General features: G+C 39.7%; 19 protein-coding genes. 14 read left to right on the forward strand and 5 right to left on the reverse strand.

Going from position 1 to position 15,890, the window contains the following annotated elements; translation table 11 throughout:
- Positions 1-349 precede the first annotated feature (349 nt).
- From H3U82_RS07695 to H3U82_RS07720, 6 genes are all read left to right on the forward strand, one after another.
- A complete protein-coding gene (locus H3U82_RS07695) occupies positions 350-844 on the forward strand; it encodes a PAAR domain-containing protein (RefSeq protein WP_198210038.1) in 495 nt (164 codons plus the stop codon).
- 2 nt (positions 845-846) lie between these two features.
- Entirely contained in the window at positions 847-1,707 is an 861-nt protein-coding gene (locus H3U82_RS07700; RefSeq protein WP_198210040.1) for a DUF6402 family protein, read from the forward strand.
- A gap of 292 nt (positions 1,708-1,999) precedes the next feature.
- On the forward strand, positions 2,000-2,404 hold the full coding sequence (locus H3U82_RS07705) for a DUF6201 family protein (RefSeq protein WP_078475245.1): 405 nt from the start codon (positions 2,000-2,002) through the stop codon (positions 2,402-2,404).
- Positions 2,405-2,484: 80 nt separating this feature from the next.
- Entirely contained in the window at positions 2,485-2,892 is a 408-nt protein-coding gene (locus H3U82_RS07710) for a DUF6201 family protein (RefSeq protein ID WP_198210042.1), read from the forward strand.
- Positions 2,893-3,216: 324 nt separating this feature from the next.
- On the forward strand, positions 3,217-3,630 hold the full coding sequence (locus H3U82_RS07715; RefSeq protein ID WP_198210044.1) for a DUF6201 family protein: 414 nt from the start codon (positions 3,217-3,219) through the stop codon (positions 3,628-3,630).
- Between the two features lie 70 nt (positions 3,631-3,700).
- Positions 3,701-4,111: a DUF6201 family protein gene (locus H3U82_RS07720; RefSeq protein ID WP_198186471.1), complete on the forward strand. Its 411-nt coding sequence runs from the start codon at positions 3,701-3,703 to the stop codon at positions 4,109-4,111.
- A gap of 256 nt (positions 4,112-4,367) precedes the next feature.
- Here the strand turns inward: H3U82_RS07720 and H3U82_RS07725 are convergent, their stop codons facing one another.
- A complete protein-coding gene (locus H3U82_RS07725) occupies positions 4,368-5,240 on the reverse strand; it encodes a LysR family transcriptional regulator (RefSeq protein WP_172396999.1) in 873 nt (290 codons plus the stop codon).
- Positions 5,241-5,360: 120 nt separating this feature from the next.
- On the opposite strand from H3U82_RS07725, the gene H3U82_RS07730 reads away from it, so the two are divergent.
- On the forward strand, positions 5,361-6,020 hold the full coding sequence (locus tag H3U82_RS07730) for an NADPH-dependent F420 reductase (protein ID WP_198210046.1): 660 nt from the start codon (positions 5,361-5,363) through the stop codon (positions 6,018-6,020).
- 292 nt (positions 6,021-6,312) lie between these two features.
- On the opposite strand, the gene H3U82_RS07735 is transcribed toward H3U82_RS07730, so the two are convergent.
- Genes H3U82_RS07735 through bioH form a run of 3 tightly spaced genes read right to left on the reverse strand, consistent with a single transcriptional unit; the run spans position 6,313 to position 8,776 of the window.
- Positions 6,313-7,203, reverse strand: a complete 891-nt coding sequence (locus tag H3U82_RS07735; protein WP_078475239.1) for a patatin-like phospholipase family protein — start codon at positions 7,201-7,203, stop codon at positions 6,313-6,315.
- Positions 7,204-7,226: 23 nt separating this feature from the next.
- Positions 7,227-8,027 (reverse strand): methyltransferase domain-containing protein, encoded by an 801-nt coding sequence (locus tag H3U82_RS07740; protein ID WP_198210048.1) that lies wholly within the window; start codon positions 8,025-8,027, stop codon positions 7,227-7,229.
- A complete protein-coding gene (bioH, locus tag H3U82_RS07745) occupies positions 8,024-8,776 on the reverse strand; it encodes a pimeloyl-ACP methyl ester esterase BioH (RefSeq protein ID WP_096765626.1) in 753 nt (250 codons plus the stop codon). Before bioH ends, H3U82_RS07740 begins: the two co-directional genes overlap by 4 nt.
- Here bioH and H3U82_RS10890 point away from each other — a divergent pair.
- The 7 genes from H3U82_RS10890 (at position 8,775) to H3U82_RS07780 (ending at position 14,739) form a co-directional block, all read left to right on the forward strand.
- Complete coding sequence (locus H3U82_RS10890) at positions 8,775-9,485, forward strand: ComF family protein (protein ID WP_232336146.1); 711 nt, start codon at positions 8,775-8,777, stop codon at positions 9,483-9,485. The genes bioH and H3U82_RS10890 overlap by 2 nt on opposite strands.
- 326 nt (positions 9,486-9,811) lie before the next feature.
- Complete coding sequence (locus H3U82_RS07755; protein ID WP_269146745.1) at positions 9,812-10,561, forward strand: septal ring lytic transglycosylase RlpA family protein; 750 nt, start codon at positions 9,812-9,814, stop codon at positions 10,559-10,561.
- A gap of 77 nt (positions 10,562-10,638) precedes the next feature.
- A complete protein-coding gene (gene ruvA, locus H3U82_RS07760) occupies positions 10,639-11,220 on the forward strand; it encodes a Holliday junction branch migration protein RuvA (RefSeq protein WP_198210050.1) in 582 nt (193 codons plus the stop codon).
- 43 nt (positions 11,221-11,263) lie between these two features.
- A complete protein-coding gene (locus H3U82_RS07765) occupies positions 11,264-11,815 on the forward strand; it encodes a 5'-3'-deoxyribonucleotidase (protein ID WP_198210052.1) in 552 nt (183 codons plus the stop codon).
- A gap of 44 nt (positions 11,816-11,859) precedes the next feature.
- Positions 11,860-12,474 (forward strand): Type 1 glutamine amidotransferase-like domain-containing protein, encoded by a 615-nt coding sequence (locus H3U82_RS07770; RefSeq protein ID WP_084548557.1) that lies wholly within the window; start codon positions 11,860-11,862, stop codon positions 12,472-12,474.
- Between the two features lie 215 nt (positions 12,475-12,689).
- Positions 12,690-13,985, forward strand: coding sequence for a signal recognition particle-docking protein FtsY (gene ftsY / locus H3U82_RS07775; RefSeq protein ID WP_198210054.1), 1,296 nt, complete (start codon positions 12,690-12,692; stop codon positions 13,983-13,985).
- A gap of 220 nt (positions 13,986-14,205) precedes the next feature.
- A complete protein-coding gene (locus tag H3U82_RS07780; RefSeq protein WP_025331786.1) occupies positions 14,206-14,739 on the forward strand; it encodes a hypothetical protein in 534 nt (177 codons plus the stop codon).
- 34 nt (positions 14,740-14,773) lie between these two features.
- On the opposite strand, the gene H3U82_RS07785 is transcribed toward H3U82_RS07780, so the two are convergent.
- Positions 14,774-15,886: a hypothetical protein gene (locus H3U82_RS07785; protein WP_025331785.1), complete on the reverse strand. Its 1,113-nt coding sequence runs from the start codon at positions 15,884-15,886 to the stop codon at positions 14,774-14,776.
- Positions 15,887-15,890: the final 4 nt, after the last annotated feature.

A 15,890-nucleotide genomic window follows, 5' to 3' on the forward strand; every position in this document is an offset into this window, starting at 1 on the left:
ACCAATAATATTAAGTTAATTTTACTTTTAATCAAACAAGATAATCAGTTATCTGTATGTTCTTATAAATTGAAATATATCTGAGTAAGTGCTCAGTTTATCATATAAATATACTTATATAATTATGTATATGGCATTAAATATTACTGATGGCAGATAAAAAAACATATTATTCAATATCAGACAAGACCTATTCTTTATTGTTTGTTCTAAATAACAAATTTTAATTTAATTAAGTTAATATAAAATAATAATTGTTTATTATTGTTGTAAAATTTATTTATAAGTAAATATAATGTTAAATTTACGTTTGTCTGATGAAATTTTTTAATTACTTGGAGAAATAAAGTTGGCTAAAGGATATTTTTTAAGAGTTGGGGATCGTACGACTTGTGGCGGTAAAATTATCAGTGGTGACAGTATGATCTTATGGCATGGTAGCGCTGCCGCATGGGAGGGCGATTGGGTTACCTGTGGAAGACATAGCGGAACCTACCGTATTACCGGAGGAGTCGGCAATATGTTTAATCCATCAAAAAAATTAGCTGGTTCAATCAGCAGTATCAGTACTTGTCCATGTAAAGCACGCTTAATTCCTTCCATAACTGACAGCTATATTGAAGACAGACTAACTAAATCTGTTAGCAGTATGCCGTATTCCCGCAGCTTTCATATTAAAACCCCGGAAAACGTTAATACTTATGGTGTGGCTTATGCTATCAAAACAGCTTCGGGTATTGTAACGGGAGAATCAAACCGCGATGGACATATGCATACCGTACAAACTTCGCAGCCTGAGCAGGTAGAAGTAAGCTATTTAGTTCAAACTAAGTTAGGAATTTAATTATGGCAGAATTAAAAACCCACACTATGAAATCAGCGCCCAAGACTACTCTGAATGCAGATATTTTCACCATAGACCAGATTCCTGCTGCTATGGATAAAATGGGCTGGAAAGTTGCCCCACAACTGATGCGGCACTGGTTTAGCGGAAAACCGGCTAAAGCTTTCACTGAAAAGGAAAAACATCTTTATGTAAGAGGACCGGCAATAAATATACCATCAAAACATGTAAATGATTCTATTGTAAAAATGCAATGGGCAAGGCAATTTAAACCCGTGCAGAAGGGGCTTAATATATTATTGAATAATTGGGCAAGTTATAAAGGAAAAAAAGAACTGATAAATCAGCTTGCTAAGAGTAATGGTATTCTCACGAATCGTAGAGATATTAGGGAAATTGATACATTTAATTCAGTAAATTCAACTACGATAGGCGATTATTTAAAGGGTTTTGGAGAAACCATTGATGATTATTTTGGTGCAATAGGCAAGGCTAATTTAAAACTTGCGGTTCAGGGGTATCAGGATAGATCTGGGGGAAAAAATGTCTTTATTACGAAACAAATTGGTTTTTATATAAAAGATACCTATGATTTTCTCGGTAATGAATTTTTAGGTGTCTGGCATAAAGATGGAGTACTTAACAAAAAACAGATGCTACTATATGTAGGCTATCAAGGAAGTCAAGATTGGGTAAGCATTGCTAATATGAATATGCAGTGGGCTGCGCAAGTTTATAATAGTGATTTCAGGAGATGGCAGCAAGTGAGAAATACCGGTGTTGATTTTATGGTTTTTTCAGATGTTCTCTGGCTTCCTCCTCTAGAAAACCACAGGCGTATTGATTTAAACATTAAAGAATAATCTAGAAAGATTTTTTCAATTTTATGGGTGGTTTTGATTTTCTGTACCTTTTACAGGAAATTTAATCAGAAATTTTTAATTCTATGCTGAAATTGAATGAGAATGTAAATTGTTTATTTATAAATATTTCCACAGAGTTGGAGCTTATTCAGTTTGGCTGTTTCCTGAATAGATATTGATGCCGGGTTTAAATCTTCCGGGAGTAATGAAAAATATTTAGCTTTTTAGAAAAAGTGATGGTTATGATGGTATTAATATCAATATAAAATCAAATAAAACCATAGGAAATAAAATGAAACATAATATCCATATATTTTTTGAAAATATACTACGCAAAAATGCTGTATTTAAAAAAAATATATTAGTACTAATTATGGTGCTGTGGTGGTGGTTTTTCTCGTCCTCCAGTTTTTATGGTGATTTTAATCTGTGCGAGACAATAAACGGTGAGGATCGTGAGTATTACATAAATGTATATGAGCATCTGCCAACAACCCCGTTGGCGGTCTATGAATTGATACAGGGGGATCGATATTTTTATGTTTTATATAACAAACAAGGTAAAAAAATTTGGCGTTCACCCCATTATGCTTATCTATACGATAATGTAGATAGTTTTTCGATACCGACTAAAAAAAGTAATTCATTCAAATATTATGATAAAGAATGGAAAACAGTTAATATAACAATAAAATAAATTAAGTATACAGTAATATAGAACACAAACAGTATTAAAGATGGAAGCCAGTCTATAATAAAAGTATGGAGCGACGGATTATGAAAAAAAGCATAAAATGGATAAAAATGATAGGTTATTTTGCATTTTTCTATTGGCTATGTCTGTTTTCGCCATCCAGTTTTTACGGAAATTTTAATCTTGATTCAACAGTAAAAAGTGAAGATGGTGAGTACTATGCCAATATATACAAACATCTGCCCACTTCACCAATTTCAATTGTGCAAATATTAGGCGGTGATAAATATTTCATTGTCTTATACAATAAAAAGGGAGAAGAGCTATGGAGAGTATCTTATTTTGAATATATTAGCGAAGAAGCACTGTCTACTATGATGTCTTTTCCTGATAAAACAAATAACACTTTTATTTGCCCGACAAATCATGGCGTAGACGGACACGATTTTTCTACAACCATACGTAATCATAAAGTAGTGCCAATCAAGTAATTTAAACCGGGTTAGCAAAATTCTTGGATGCAGGATAGAATTAAGTTAATTTAACTCAAAAATCAAACGAGATAAAATATTAAATAATAAAAGCCTCCTTTTTTGCTTGCATATTTCATATCATAACAAATGACAAAAATTTATTTTATACGATAAATATTTGTAGTAAGTTGGAGCTTATTCAGTTTGGCTGTTTCCTGAATAGATATTGATGCTGGGTTTAAATCTTCCGGGAGTAATGAAAAATATTTAGCTGTTAGAAAAAGTGATGGTTATGATGATATTAATATCAATATAAAATTAAACAAAACCATAGGAAATAAAATGAAACATAATATCCATATATTTTTTAAAAATATACTACGCAAAAATGCTGTATTTATAAAAATTATATTAGTGTTAATTATGGTGATGTGGTGGTGGTTTTTCTCGTCCTCCAGTTTTTATGGTGATTTTAATCTGTGCGATACAATAAACGGTGAGGATCGTGAGTATTACATAAATATGTATCAGCATCTGCCAACAACCCCGCTGGCAGTCTATAAATTGATACAGGGGAAGCGATATTTTTATGTTTTATATAACAAACAAGGTAAGAAAATTTGGCATTCACCTTATTATGCTTATGAATCCGATCATTTAATAACTGATTTTGTGCTACCTACTAAAAATAGTAATTCATTTAAATATTATGATGAAGAATGGAAAACAGTTGATATAACAAATCAAATAAATTAAGAATGCAGTAAGAGCATAATCAGCATTAACGGTGAAACCAGTCTATAATAAAAGTATGGAGCGACGGATTATGAAAAAAAGTATAAAATGGATAAAAATAATAGGTTTATTTGCTTTTTTCTATTGGCTGTGTCTGTTTTCGTCATCCAGTTTTTACGGAAATTTTAATCTTAATTCAACAGTAAAAAGTGAAGATGGTGAGTACTATGCCAATATATACAAACATCTGCCCACTTCACCAATTTCAATTATGCAAATATTAGGCGGTAATAAATACTTCGTCGTTTTATACAATAAAAAGGGAGAAGAACTATGGAGATGCTCTTATTTTGAATATCTTAGTAAAGAGGCGATATTATATCAAGAAATTTTTTTTCCTAATAAAACAAGAAATGATTTTCTATTTTTTACAGATCATGGTTTAGAAGGACACGATTTTTCTACAACCATACGTAATCATAAAGTAGTACTAATCAAGTAATTTAAATCGGGTTAGCAAAATTCTTGGATGATTATTTATTTTTGTTTCATTTATAAAAAATCATCTTAGCTTAAGAAGTTTCTTAAATGTAGGGCAGTAAATATAAACTCTGGTTTAACTGATATAGAGGATATACAAGTATCAATAAAGCAATACCAGATGAATCAATCATTAAAATATCGATAAAACCAATTTGTAAATTGTGAAGTTAGATATATTCATTTTGATATTGCTGATATAACACAGATAGCAGCAACTAAGACATAGCATTAACCACAAATTCAATAAAAATATTGTGTTTTGACGGCCGTTGTCTGTCGGCTGTATAAAGCAGATGTACTTCTTTTTCCGGTGGTAAAAAATCTTGTAATATGGGGAGTAACTTATTTTGTCTGATGGCATCGCTAAGCATGGATTCGGGCAACATAGTAATACCCAGTCCTTCAATTGCGGCTTTTGCTAATACCAGAGTCTCATTGCTTTGTAATGAACCTGATATAGAAATGTTAACTTTTTTTCCATTTATCATAAATGGCCAAAGGTAATCATTTTTATTTGGATTCATATACTGATAAATAAGACAATTGTGCTTCTCTAAATCTTTTGGTACAGACGGAACACCATGCTGAGCCAGATAAGAGGGAGAAGCAGCAAAAGTGAGTTGATAGGGTTTTAATTTTCGCGCAATTAAACCTGAATCAGCTAACTGGCCAATACGAAACACAACATCAAAATTGTCCTGAACCAAATCTACATAGCGATCACTTAATTGAATATCAACTTCCACTTTGGGATAGCGTTTCATAAAATCGCTGATTACCGGTATTAAATTGTAATAACCATAGCTTACGGGAGCACTAATTCTTAAATTGCCTTTTGGCTCTTCACTGAATTGTTGTGCAAGTACTTTAGTTGCCTGGATTTCCGCTAAAATAGATAAGCATTTCGGGTAATATTGTTTGCCGAATTCAGTCAGATTTTGTGATCGTGTGGTTCGGTTAAGCAGTTTTAATCCTAAATAATTTTCTAAAAATGCTATGTATTTAGCAATCATTTGCGGTGATGTATTTAATGAAACGGACGCTGCGGCAAAAGAACCGGTTTTTACGGTCAGAATAAATGCTTGCATACATCGGAATAAATTCATATTGCCAACTTTCAGTTGTTAATCAATCAATTTTATTTGTATTTATTGCCTTTTAATTTGTACTGATAATACAGCGCACTATTTAGAAAAGGAAATATTACGATGAAAAAGATTGGCATTATCGGAGCAGGATTTATCGGTCAGGCCTGGGCAAAGCTATTTATGCAGGCTGGCTATCAAGTGATGGTGAGTAATTCCAGAGGGAAAAATACATTGTTCAGTGTGGCCAGCAGCATAGGCTGTGAAATTGGAAGCCAGGAGGAAGCTATTGAGTTTGCAGAAATTATTCTGATTGCTATTCCATTTAATAATTATCTGCAACTACCTGCTGAATCAATGAGTAATAAAATAATATTAGATACCATGAACTATTATCCCAATCGCGACGGGCACTGGCCGCAATTAGATAAGCGTGAAATTACAACCAGTGAATTGGTTGCTCAGCATTTTTCGAAATCCAAAGTGGTTAAAGTTTTTAATGCGATTCTGGCAAGAGATGTTATTAAAGATGCCAGACCAAACGATAAATTAAACAGAAGAGCCATTCCTGTGGCAGGCAATGATTTAACTGCTAAACAAACTGTATTTAAAATATTGGATCAGGTCGGTTATGATTTTGTTGATGCCGGCCTGCTGTCTGATAGCTGGCGATTTGAGCGGGCTAAGCCTGCTTATTGTGTTCCGTTAAATATCCGGCAATTACAAGAGGCACTGGAGCAAGCTCAAAGAAATATTGATTTACCTGAAAATTCATGGAAATAAAAAAGTGAATGTTACTAAGATATAAACAGGCTTCATTATTCTGCTATTCTGATTGAATTTGGTAATTAAACAAATTAAAAAGCCCGTAATCATCGTGCTTTTTATGAGTTATATAAATTCAGAAATAGTATTCGATTAGCTTTTTTGCTATCAGCCAGTAATCTTTTCTATGGTTAAAATTCATTAAATCAGCAGTTATTCAGTTTGCAATATTTTAATTAGTATTAACCAGAATAAAAACGCAGACTGCCACACAGGCAGTCTGCACAGGTTGCTCACTGTTTTATATGGTTTAGTTAACCTGATATTTCGCCAGTGCCGCACGAATTTGCGGTAAGGCTGCTCTGGCAGCCTGTTCACCCAGCCGGATAGCCTGAGTTTTCTGGTCAAAACCGCCTACTGTACCCAGTTTCTGTACCTGAGGACGGATTACGACCTGAGCTTTGCTCAGTTCGCTGTTCAGGGCTGATGCGCTCATGATATTCAGGCTCTGGTCAAGATAAGAAAAAAATCCCTGACTGGTCAGACGTGCCGGTTTAGCAGATATATCTACCGCGATAACTACATTGGCGCCCAGCTGTTTGGCTGCTGTGACCGGTACCGGAGCAACCAGACCGCCATCGACAAAACTTTTATTGCCGATTACTGTGGGCTGAAAAACATTGGGGATACTGGCCGATGCGCGTACTGCCTGTCCGGCATTACCACTGTTGAAAACAGCCATGCGGCCGGTACCGAATTCAGTAGCCACTGCGCCGAAACGGATAGGAAACTGCTGAATCGGTTTATTGCGAACTTTATTGTTGATGTAATCCTGCAGTTTTTGTCCTTTGATAAAGCCGGATGTAGACAGTACCGGATCAACTAAATCGGTTTTATTCAGTATTTCAGCCTCAAGCTCCAACCTGTCCGGACTCATGCCGGAAGCATACATGCTGCCAACCAGCGCACCTGCACTGGTACCGGTAACAACCCGTACCGGAATATGGTTTTCCTGTAAGACTTTAATTACCCCTATATGCGCAAAGCCTTTAGAAACTCCGCCACCAAGTGCCAGCCCGATAACAGCGCGAGGTTTGGCCGGAGCAGGAGGGGTAACCGGTGTGGTGTTTTTGCAGGCAGTGATGGTAACGAATGTAGTAATAATAAGTATGCTATTACGCAATAATGCCGAGAATTTCATATTATATTAATAATGTTCGGATTCTAAATTGTAGTTGAGGGATAAAATTGTACTGGTGCTGTATTGTCGGGCAGTACCTGTTTTTTAACACCATGTCCGTACACCAGCTCAAGTGTAACATTTTGAATATCATTGCTCTGCCATGCATTAGCCAGAATACGAACTGCATCGATTTCACTGTTAAATTGCAGACTTTGCCATAGTCCGGCTGTGCGCATGTCATCAATAAAGCGCTCTGCATTGGTGTATTGCAGAGTCAGCATATCCATATCTGTTACCGGATCATAAAAACCGTGCTGAAACAACATGTCCCCAAGATCGTGCATATCGATCAGATTCGGTGTTTTCACTACTATACCCTCTGTACGCCAAAGTGTCATGACTTCTTTCAGGGTATCCGGACCAAAATGGCTGAAAAAAAGCAAACCATCCGGTTTTAAAGCTTCGGCCCAGTTTTTGATAACAGCCACGGGATCATTCTGGTGAATCAGACCAAGGTTACTCCAGACCATATCAGCAGACTGGTTGCCGGGAAGCCGGTCGGAAACGGTTTGTGCTGGCAGATTGCTGTGGAGTTTTTGCCACCAGTTTTGCTTGGCTTTGCGAATAATCTGTGCTGCCTGTAAATAAGCCTCACGACTGTCATACTCCTGAAAATGCGCATGCGGATAACGCATGCTGAGCAAACGGTAACTTTCATCACCGTCTGCTGCTGCGAGGATAATCTGTTCCGGCGGTTGTTTCAGAATACACAGACGTTCATCCAGCGTAGCGGCCAGATGTGCATGGAGAAACCAGTCTGGCTTGTGTGGCAGAGTTGTCATGTGTGTCGCTCCCAAAATTGGCACAGTGCACGGGCAAATTGATCAGGATGGCTTAAAAACGGTGTATGTGCAGCCTGTGGCAGGAGGCACCATTCGCTTTGCGGCAGCCGCTGATGAATGTATTCACCCATACGTGGCGGAGTAATGGCATCGCGATCACCATAAACCAGTAATACCGGACAGTTTATGCTAGAGAGTAAAGGGCGTAAATCAGCCTGTTCTAACGCATGCAAAGCCGCGTTAAGAGCAGCAGGCGGTCCATACTGACAGATAGCCGGTATCAGGCTGTTAACACTGGCTTGTGCTGAAGTGTCTGCATACAGCATCTGTAATTGTAGAAACTGCTGCATGTATTTGGGATAATCTTCACGAAATTTATCGGCCATAATATTGAGGCTGGTACGTTTCAGCCCTTGCGGATAATCGCTGCCGGCCAGCAGTCTGACCAGACTGGCAGTCAGACACAGTGTGGCTACTTTCTCCGGATAGCGGGCAGCCAGAGTCAGTGCCACCATCCCGCCCAGTGACCAGCCAAGCAGATGAGCGGGAGCCGTAAGCTGTGCGGCCAGCTGGTCTGCAATACTGTCTATACTGAAATTGCCGTTAAACGGTGCACAACCATGCCCGGGCAGGTCCGGGGTATACCAGTTTTGTTGCCATGGGGCTGGCAGATATGCCTGTAAAGGGTCGAATATATGGTGGTTAGCGCCCCAGCCATGTATCAATAACGTTCGCGAAGGTGTGATCATGAGTATAACTTCATTGCTTACTTCATTCTGGCACGCCTGCATCGGCGCACCGCACTGTTTATTATGCCACGATTGTGCGGATGTCTCAGGTTTGTGCCGGTCATGCAGGCAGGATATGGCTGCTTTGCGGCGTTCTGATACTGATATCTGTCTGCGTTGCCGTGCCGGCGGGCTGACAGCCGGAGTGTGTGAACAGTGCGGCCAGAAATGGCCTTTTACAACTTTATATGCCAGTTACCGTTATGCCGCACCATTACAGCAAATGCTGCGTGCATTTAAGCATCAGCGGCAGCTTGCTTTACTGGATACGCTGGCAGCACTGATGCTGGCACAGCCGCCGCAGTGGCTGGAGAAGGTAAAAATAGATGCTGTACTGGCTATGCCGCTGAGCCGCAGGCGCCTGTTTGAGCGTGGTTTCAATCAGAGCCAGTTACTGGCTGCAATCGTTGCCAGACACTATACCTTGCCAATAGTGACACCAGACTGGATAGAGCGTTGTCACCGACCACCGCAATCAACTTTAAAAAAATCAGCACGTTTGCATAATGTGCGCGGTGTATTTCGCCTTAATAGCGCAGTTAAAAAACGTAACTTGTTGTTAATAGATGATGTTGTGACCACCGGCGCAACAATTTTCGAATTGGCTCAGACCCTTAAGAAATCAGGTGTTGCGCAGGTTTATGTCTGGACACTCGCACATCCGGAATGAAAAAATCTTTGACAGACTGAAGTCTGTTTGGCATAGTGTCGCCCAGTTAAATAACTGATTCAATTGTTAACTGCGTTACAATCAAGGCGATTTTGCCGGTTAGTAAGCAATTTTCAGAACCCGCCAGTGTGCTGTTTTAATCACAGCCGGTGTTTGTTCTTGCCAATTGAGGCACCAGCCTCTTCTGCCACATTTTAAGTGGCTGCCACTGTTTTTTGCTGTCTTAGTAGAAATTCAGTCTTTACCGGACTATGTATTGTTTACCCGCAAATGGTAATTGCGTGTCTGGTTTTTGCGTCTTTTACTCAAAGAAACGGAAATACGGTTTGATCAGAATTAAATTGTTATTTATTAGTGTTGCCATGGTACTTGGATTGAGTGCGGCATATGCCGGACCATCAGGTAATTTGTCTGCACCAGTTTATCATCCCAAAAAATCAGTATCTAATCTTACAGTAGTACCCGCAGAGCATCTGCATAAAACAGCTAATCTTAGCTATCAGGTAGCGGGCAAACGTTATTATCCGCTACAAAAAGTGGCCAGTTTCAGTCAGGTAGGTAAAGCTTCCTACTATGGCAAAAATTTTCATGGCCGTAAAACTTCATCAGGCGAGCGCTTTGACAGCCAGATGCTGACAGCCGCCCATCCGACTTTACCTATCCCCAGTTATGCACGGGTAACCAACCTGTCCAATGGAAAGACAGTGGTTGTGCGTATTAATGATCGCGGTCCCTTTCATGCTAACCGGGTAATGGATGTATCCTATGCTGCCGCACAGCAGTTAGGTTTTGTACGTGCCGGTACTGCTCAGGTACGGGTAGAGCAGATTCTGCCCGGAGAGCGTCTGCAACCGGCAGGTACCAGTGGTAATATTTACGTGGATCTGCAGAAATTTGACAGTAAGGAGCAGGCTCAGAAATATCTGAAAACCACTTCACGTCATTTACAGAGTGCAGGAAGCGAACAGCAGGCTAAGCTTGTGAAAGTTCAAAACAGCTATGTTGTCCGCATGGGTCCGTTTAAACAGCAGCAGCGTGCCGATGAGGCCAAAAAATCAATGCTGACTGTATTGTAAAATTGCTCAGGCTCAGAAAAAAGCCCGTGATATGATGCACGGGCTTTTATATATCTGGCTGTTGGGAAGGGAATATCATGATTAGCCGTTTACGCGGAATCATATTGGAAAAAAATCCGCCGGTAGTGGTACTGGATGTTCATGGTGTAGGCTATGAAGCTCAGGTTTCCATGCAAACCTTTTATACTTTACCGGCCGCAGGTGAAGAAACTGCACTGTATACTCAGCTGGTCGTGCGTGAAGATGCTCATCTGCTATTTGGTTTCGGCTCCCGCGAAGAACGGGAAACATTCCGTGCATTAGTAAAGGTAAGCGGTATCGGAGCCAAAAGTGCTCTGGGTATTTTATCCGCACTGACCAGTGAGGAGCTGGCTGCCGCTATTGCTACTGAAGATATCAAATGCCTGACAGCTGCACCAGGCATCGGTAAAAAAACCGCCGAACGCATGGTACTGGAATTGCGTGGCAAACTTGCCGCCGCCAGTGATGATGCTACCGGTTTGTTTACACAGAATACAGCCGGCAATAACGAAGATATTATTAATACATTGCTTGCTTTAGGCTATACCGATAAAGAAGCCCGTACTGCCTGTAAAAATATACCGGCAGGTACAGACGTCAGTGAAGGTGTACGGCTGGCTTTAAAAAACATGCTATAAATTAATTTGCTTTATAATCATATACGCCACCACGGGAATTTGTATGGCATCTAAATTGATTTTGCTTGATCAGGATGGTGTTCTGGCCGACTTTGAGCAGGGAGTAAGACAACTATGGCAGCAAACCTATCAGCAAGCGCTGCCTCTCAAAGAACGCAGACATTTTTACCTGCGTGATGATATGGCTCCCGAATTTCACCGGCAACTGGCGCAAATTTATAGCAGTAAAGGTTTTTTTGCTTCATTACCGCCTATGCAGCATGGTATTTCAGCAGCTAAGCGCCTGCTGGAGGCCGGCCATGATGTGCGTATTTGTACCTCGCCTATACAGGATTATCACTATTGTGTATCCGAAAAATTTGACTGGGTATGCCAGCATCTGGGTGAAGACTGGATGCAGCGCATAATTCTGGCCAAAGATAAAACCTGGGTGCGCGGCGATATTCTGATTGATGATAAACCCCAGATAAGCGGCAGTCTGGTGCCGCAATGGCAACACTGGATTTATGATCAGCCCTATAATCGGCATCAGACTGAATTATATCGGATAAACTGGGAACAACCGGAAACATGGTCTGAATTACTAAATAATTAAGTTCGGTGACCGGACTATATAAAACAGAGAGGCTGGAAACTACAATGCAAACGATTTTTTTAACATCTTATATTGCCGGAACCGGTCAAAAGCTAGCCGATTTTATGCAGAACAATAAAATTAATAGCAAGCGTGTTCTGTTTATCCCTACAGCCGGTAATGTTGAAGGCTACACAAAATATATAGATGAAGGTAAATCAGTATTAACACAGCTTGGATTGAAACTTGATTTACTGGATATTGCCACAGCGGATATCCGCCAGTGCCATACTGCTTTTTCGGCAGCAGAAATTATTTGCATAACCGGCGGTAATACATTTTATTTATTGCAGGAACTGAAAAGAAAAAATCTTGACCGGCTGCTTGCTCAAAGAATTGCTGAAGGCTGCGTTTATATTGGCGAATCTGCCGGTGCAATTATTCTGGCAGCAGACATAGAATATAATAGAATAATGGATGACAGCAGCCTGGCTCCGGAACTGAACAATTATACAGGTTTAAACTGCATCGATTTTTATCCTTTGCCGCATTATATTGACGAACCTTTTGTCCAGTCAGCCCGGCAAACCTATGCAGAATATAGTAAACGTTTGAATTTGGTAACTTTTAATAACTCTCAGTCTATTGTTGTTATTAATCATAATTATGTGGTGGTGTAAATTCAGAGCTGTCAATACGCAGCCAGCCCAGTTTGTTCTGTCTGATTTTTAGCCTGTACAGAAGTACTTTAAGGCAAAACTATCTGAATAAAATAAATAATAGTATCGCAGCACATTATCAAATAAACCTCTGTAAGCTACAATAGCACAATTATTCCAATGCCAAAGATCGGTTGTGATTCAGCTTTGGCCTTATATCGTATTCAGGAAAGCCCATGTTTGGATTTTTTAAACGAAAAAAAAATACTGAGCCAGTTGCTGAGCAGCCCGTACCGGCCCCTCACCAGCAGGAAAACTCAGAACAATTACAGAATATAGCTGATGATTCTGTTCAGACTGAAGTAATACCGCAGCCTGAACCGGCTATCAGTGATCCTGTTGCAGAAAAACCTGAGCAGGCAGACACCGCTTCTGTTCAACCACAGGCCGAAACGGAACAAGATATTATTGTACCCACAGCAGTAGATGAACCGGCAGCCATTGCTGTAACAGACGATACTGCCTCACCCGTTCAGACACCTGTTGCTAGTGAAAACACAGTTGTGATAGCTGCTGAGCCGGATACAGTGAGTGAGCAGACAGAAAAACCGGCTAAACTGAGCTGGGCTGCACGACTAAAACAGGGGCTGAGCAAATCCCGCAATCAAATGGCCAAATCTCTGGCTTCTGTATTTGGCGGCGGTAAAATCGACGAAGATTTGTATGAAGAACTGGAAACCGTATTGCTGACCAGTGATATGGGAATTGAAGCCACAGAAAAACTGCTGGCGCAGGTGCGTCAGCGGGTTACCCTGAAAGGGCTGAAAAACGGAGATGAGCTGCGCAGTGCTCTGAAAGAAGCCCTGTATGAATTACTGTTGCCACTGGATCAGCCACTGATTTTACCGGATGATAAAAAGCCCTTTGTGATTATGATGGCTGGTGTGAACGGTGCCGGTAAAACTACCAGTATCGGTAAACTGGCGAAATATTTTCAAAGTCAGGGTAAAAGCGTGCTGCTGGCTGCCGGTGATACCTTTCGTGCAGCAGCCCGCGAACAATTGCAGCAATGGGGTGAGCGCAATAATGTCACCGTGATTGCTCAGGCTTCCGGCGATTCAGCAGCAGTCTGTTATGATGCTCTGGAGGCGGCCAAAGCACGCGGTATTGATGTGGTACTGGCAGACACTGCCGGTCGCCTGCCTACTCAGCTGCATCTGATGGAAGAAATCAAAAAAGTAAAACGCGTCCTGCAAAAATCCTTGCCTGATGCTCCGCATGAAGTCATGCTGGTACTGGATGCCAATGTGGGTCAGAATGCCATCAATCAGGTTGTAGCCTTTGATGATGCGCTCGGATTAACTGGTCTGATTGTTTCCAAACTGGATGGTACAGCCAAAGGCGGTATTCTCGCGGCACTGGCAGCCAAGCGACCGGTTCCGGTACGCTTTATCGGCGTAGGTGAAGGTATTGATGATTTACGCCCGTTTGATGCCCGAGCATTTGTAGATGCATTAATTGAGGATGAATAATAAAATGTCAGATAAAAGCCGGCTATAAGAATGAATAGACGGCTTTTTACTATTTCAGTATAAACTGATGTTTTCGAGAAAGTATAATTATAGAAATAGCAGCCGGAACATTGAGCAGAATGCATCAAAAATACTATAAGACTCAATTAGTCTTACCATACAAATTTATTGATAGTAAAATAAATTAATAAAGCAGCTAATTATTAAAGTGGAGATACAAATGGCCGAAAATGAAACTAGATTAAACAACAACTTATTCAAACAACATCAGAAGTTTGGTTTCGATATCATGGAGTATCTGGCTGATTTTTTTGAAAAAGCGGAGTTAGAAGAAGTTGATGAGGAGGCCGTAGACAGTGTAGATGGTTGTTATCAGCAACTAACTTTTCCTGATCAGTCTTCTATTCGTTATACTTCCTGGAATAATGGACAGCCGTTTTACGTTATTTTATTTAACTCACGCGGTGATTATATTTTAGAGTTGGACTTAACCAGACTGGTTTGTATTGAAGACAGATTTACCTGGTATCTGGCCAAGCCGGTTAATCCTGAGTCAAGAGAAGTGTTAGCAGCACATCTGGACTTGGTACAGATTCCTTCTGATTATAGAGCATGGGTAATTAATCAGAAAAAAATGTTGAAACAAGGTGAAAAGGTTAATAAAGAAGGTTTTTTACTGGTAAAAGATAGTAACTGGAAAGAATTAGTAGAAAAACTGGCTGCTCTTATTCAGGTATATCCAAAAAATACGTGATTGGCGGATAGGTAATCAGGGTAGATAATCTAAATTATTTATTATTGGTAGGTATACAATTACACTGACTTAATAAACGCAGAAGATTTTTTCTGATTAGTTTGGAATCTTCCTGTAAATTGATGGTAGAAAATCTGATTGTGTGGTTTTGAATAATGACATGTTCATTTATGTTCTCATCAATAGCCGGATACAGTAACATCCCGGTTGCATGACAAGATGGGGCATCAGTAGTGTTTTCCTGACTTCTCAGGTAGGCATAAAGCTGATAAATATGTTCACTTTTAAACTTATCCTTTTTAGAACGTGATTGTCGAACAATAGAGGTACATTTTGTATCGATAATCATACGATGCTGACAGGCAGTGTGTTCAATAATTAAATCTGTTTGCATATCGGGCAGAAATTTATTTATATGGTTACTTGCAGACTCCTGCTGCCAGGATAACTGTTTGCCGGAACTGATTTTCCATCTGCTGGCAGGCAGATTAACCCGGGCAAAGCCTATTGTAGCCTTTTCAAATAATTGCCGTAACCAAGTATCAGTTTTATTAATTTGTTCGGCTGACTGCACACCGGCCTGTTCTGTAGGAATAGCCATCTTAAAAATAAGACGGCATAAGGTGAGTAAATATCTATCCTGTGTGCCGGACCGATCAAAATAGTCGGCTTTGAAATCATAATGAGTTGACTGGCCTATTTTCAGTGTATTAAAGTGGCTGATAATTTTCTGACATCGGATTTTTAATTTTTCATCCTCTATCAGAGGCAATAAAGTGTGAGCGGCTGCATGAATATAGCGGTTTTTTGGTGTATCAATAGTTAAAACCTCAAACTGACATTGTATTCTGCCTTTTTCCAGTAAATGCTGTCGTACTGTAGCAAGAATATCTATTTTTCCTCTGACACGATTCAGTATTTGCGTCTGTTGTATATATCCGCAGGATAATGATCGCATGAGTTTTTCAGTAACATCACAATACAATTTGGCAGCCAGCTTAATCAGATCTTCAGGATTATTTTCCAATTGAATCCGTTGCTGTTTACCCAGACTCCGATATAAATTAGAAGCATAAAGTAACAATAACCAAATATTTTTAATCGGTATCTTGGCTACTGTAGTACTGGTTTCTTGCTTATTAGACATATAT

This window comes from Snodgrassella sp. W8132, assembly GCF_016100865.1.
Taxonomy (GTDB): Bacteria; Pseudomonadota; Gammaproteobacteria; order Burkholderiales; family Neisseriaceae; genus Snodgrassella; species Snodgrassella alvi.

Coding starts and splice junctions, on each gene's coding strand:
- H3U82_RS07700 (WP_198210040.1), top strand. CDS start 847: ATGGCAGAATTAAAAACCCACACTATGAAATCAGCGCCCAAGACTACT.
- H3U82_RS07705 (WP_078475245.1), top strand. CDS start 2,000: ATGAAACATAATATCCATATATTTTTTGAAAATATACTACGCAAAAAT.
- H3U82_RS07710 (WP_198210042.1), top strand. CDS start 2,485: ATGAAAAAAAGCATAAAATGGATAAAAATGATAGGTTATTTTGCATTT.
- H3U82_RS07715 (WP_198210044.1), top strand. CDS start 3,217: ATGAAACATAATATCCATATATTTTTTAAAAATATACTACGCAAAAAT.
- H3U82_RS07720 (WP_198186471.1), top strand. CDS start 3,701: ATGAAAAAAAGTATAAAATGGATAAAAATAATAGGTTTATTTGCTTTT.
- H3U82_RS07725 (WP_172396999.1), bottom strand. CDS start 5,240: ATGCAAGCATTTATTCTGACCGTAAAAACCGGTTCTTTTGCCGCAGCG.
- H3U82_RS07730 (WP_198210046.1), top strand. CDS start 5,361: ATGAAAAAGATTGGCATTATCGGAGCAGGATTTATCGGTCAGGCCTGG.
- H3U82_RS07735 (WP_078475239.1), bottom strand. CDS start 7,203: ATGAAATTCTCGGCATTATTGCGTAATAGCATACTTATTATTACTACA.
- H3U82_RS07740 (WP_198210048.1), bottom strand. CDS start 8,027: ATGACAACTCTGCCACACAAGCCAGACTGGTTTCTCCATGCACATCTG.
- H3U82_RS10890 (WP_232336146.1), top strand. CDS start 8,775: ATGAGTATAACTTCATTGCTTACTTCATTCTGGCACGCCTGCATCGGC.
- bioH (WP_096765626.1), bottom strand. CDS start 8,776: ATGATCACACCTTCGCGAACGTTATTGATACATGGCTGGGGCGCTAAC.
- ruvA (WP_198210050.1), top strand. CDS start 10,639: ATGATTAGCCGTTTACGCGGAATCATATTGGAAAAAAATCCGCCGGTA.
- H3U82_RS07765 (WP_198210052.1), top strand. CDS start 11,264: ATGGCATCTAAATTGATTTTGCTTGATCAGGATGGTGTTCTGGCCGAC.
- H3U82_RS07770 (WP_084548557.1), top strand. CDS start 11,860: ATGCAAACGATTTTTTTAACATCTTATATTGCCGGAACCGGTCAAAAG.
- ftsY (WP_198210054.1), top strand. CDS start 12,690: ATGTTTGGATTTTTTAAACGAAAAAAAAATACTGAGCCAGTTGCTGAG.
- H3U82_RS07780 (WP_025331786.1), top strand. CDS start 14,206: ATGGCCGAAAATGAAACTAGATTAAACAACAACTTATTCAAACAACAT.
- H3U82_RS07785 (WP_025331785.1), bottom strand. CDS start 15,886: ATGTCTAATAAGCAAGAAACCAGTACTACAGTAGCCAAGATACCGATT.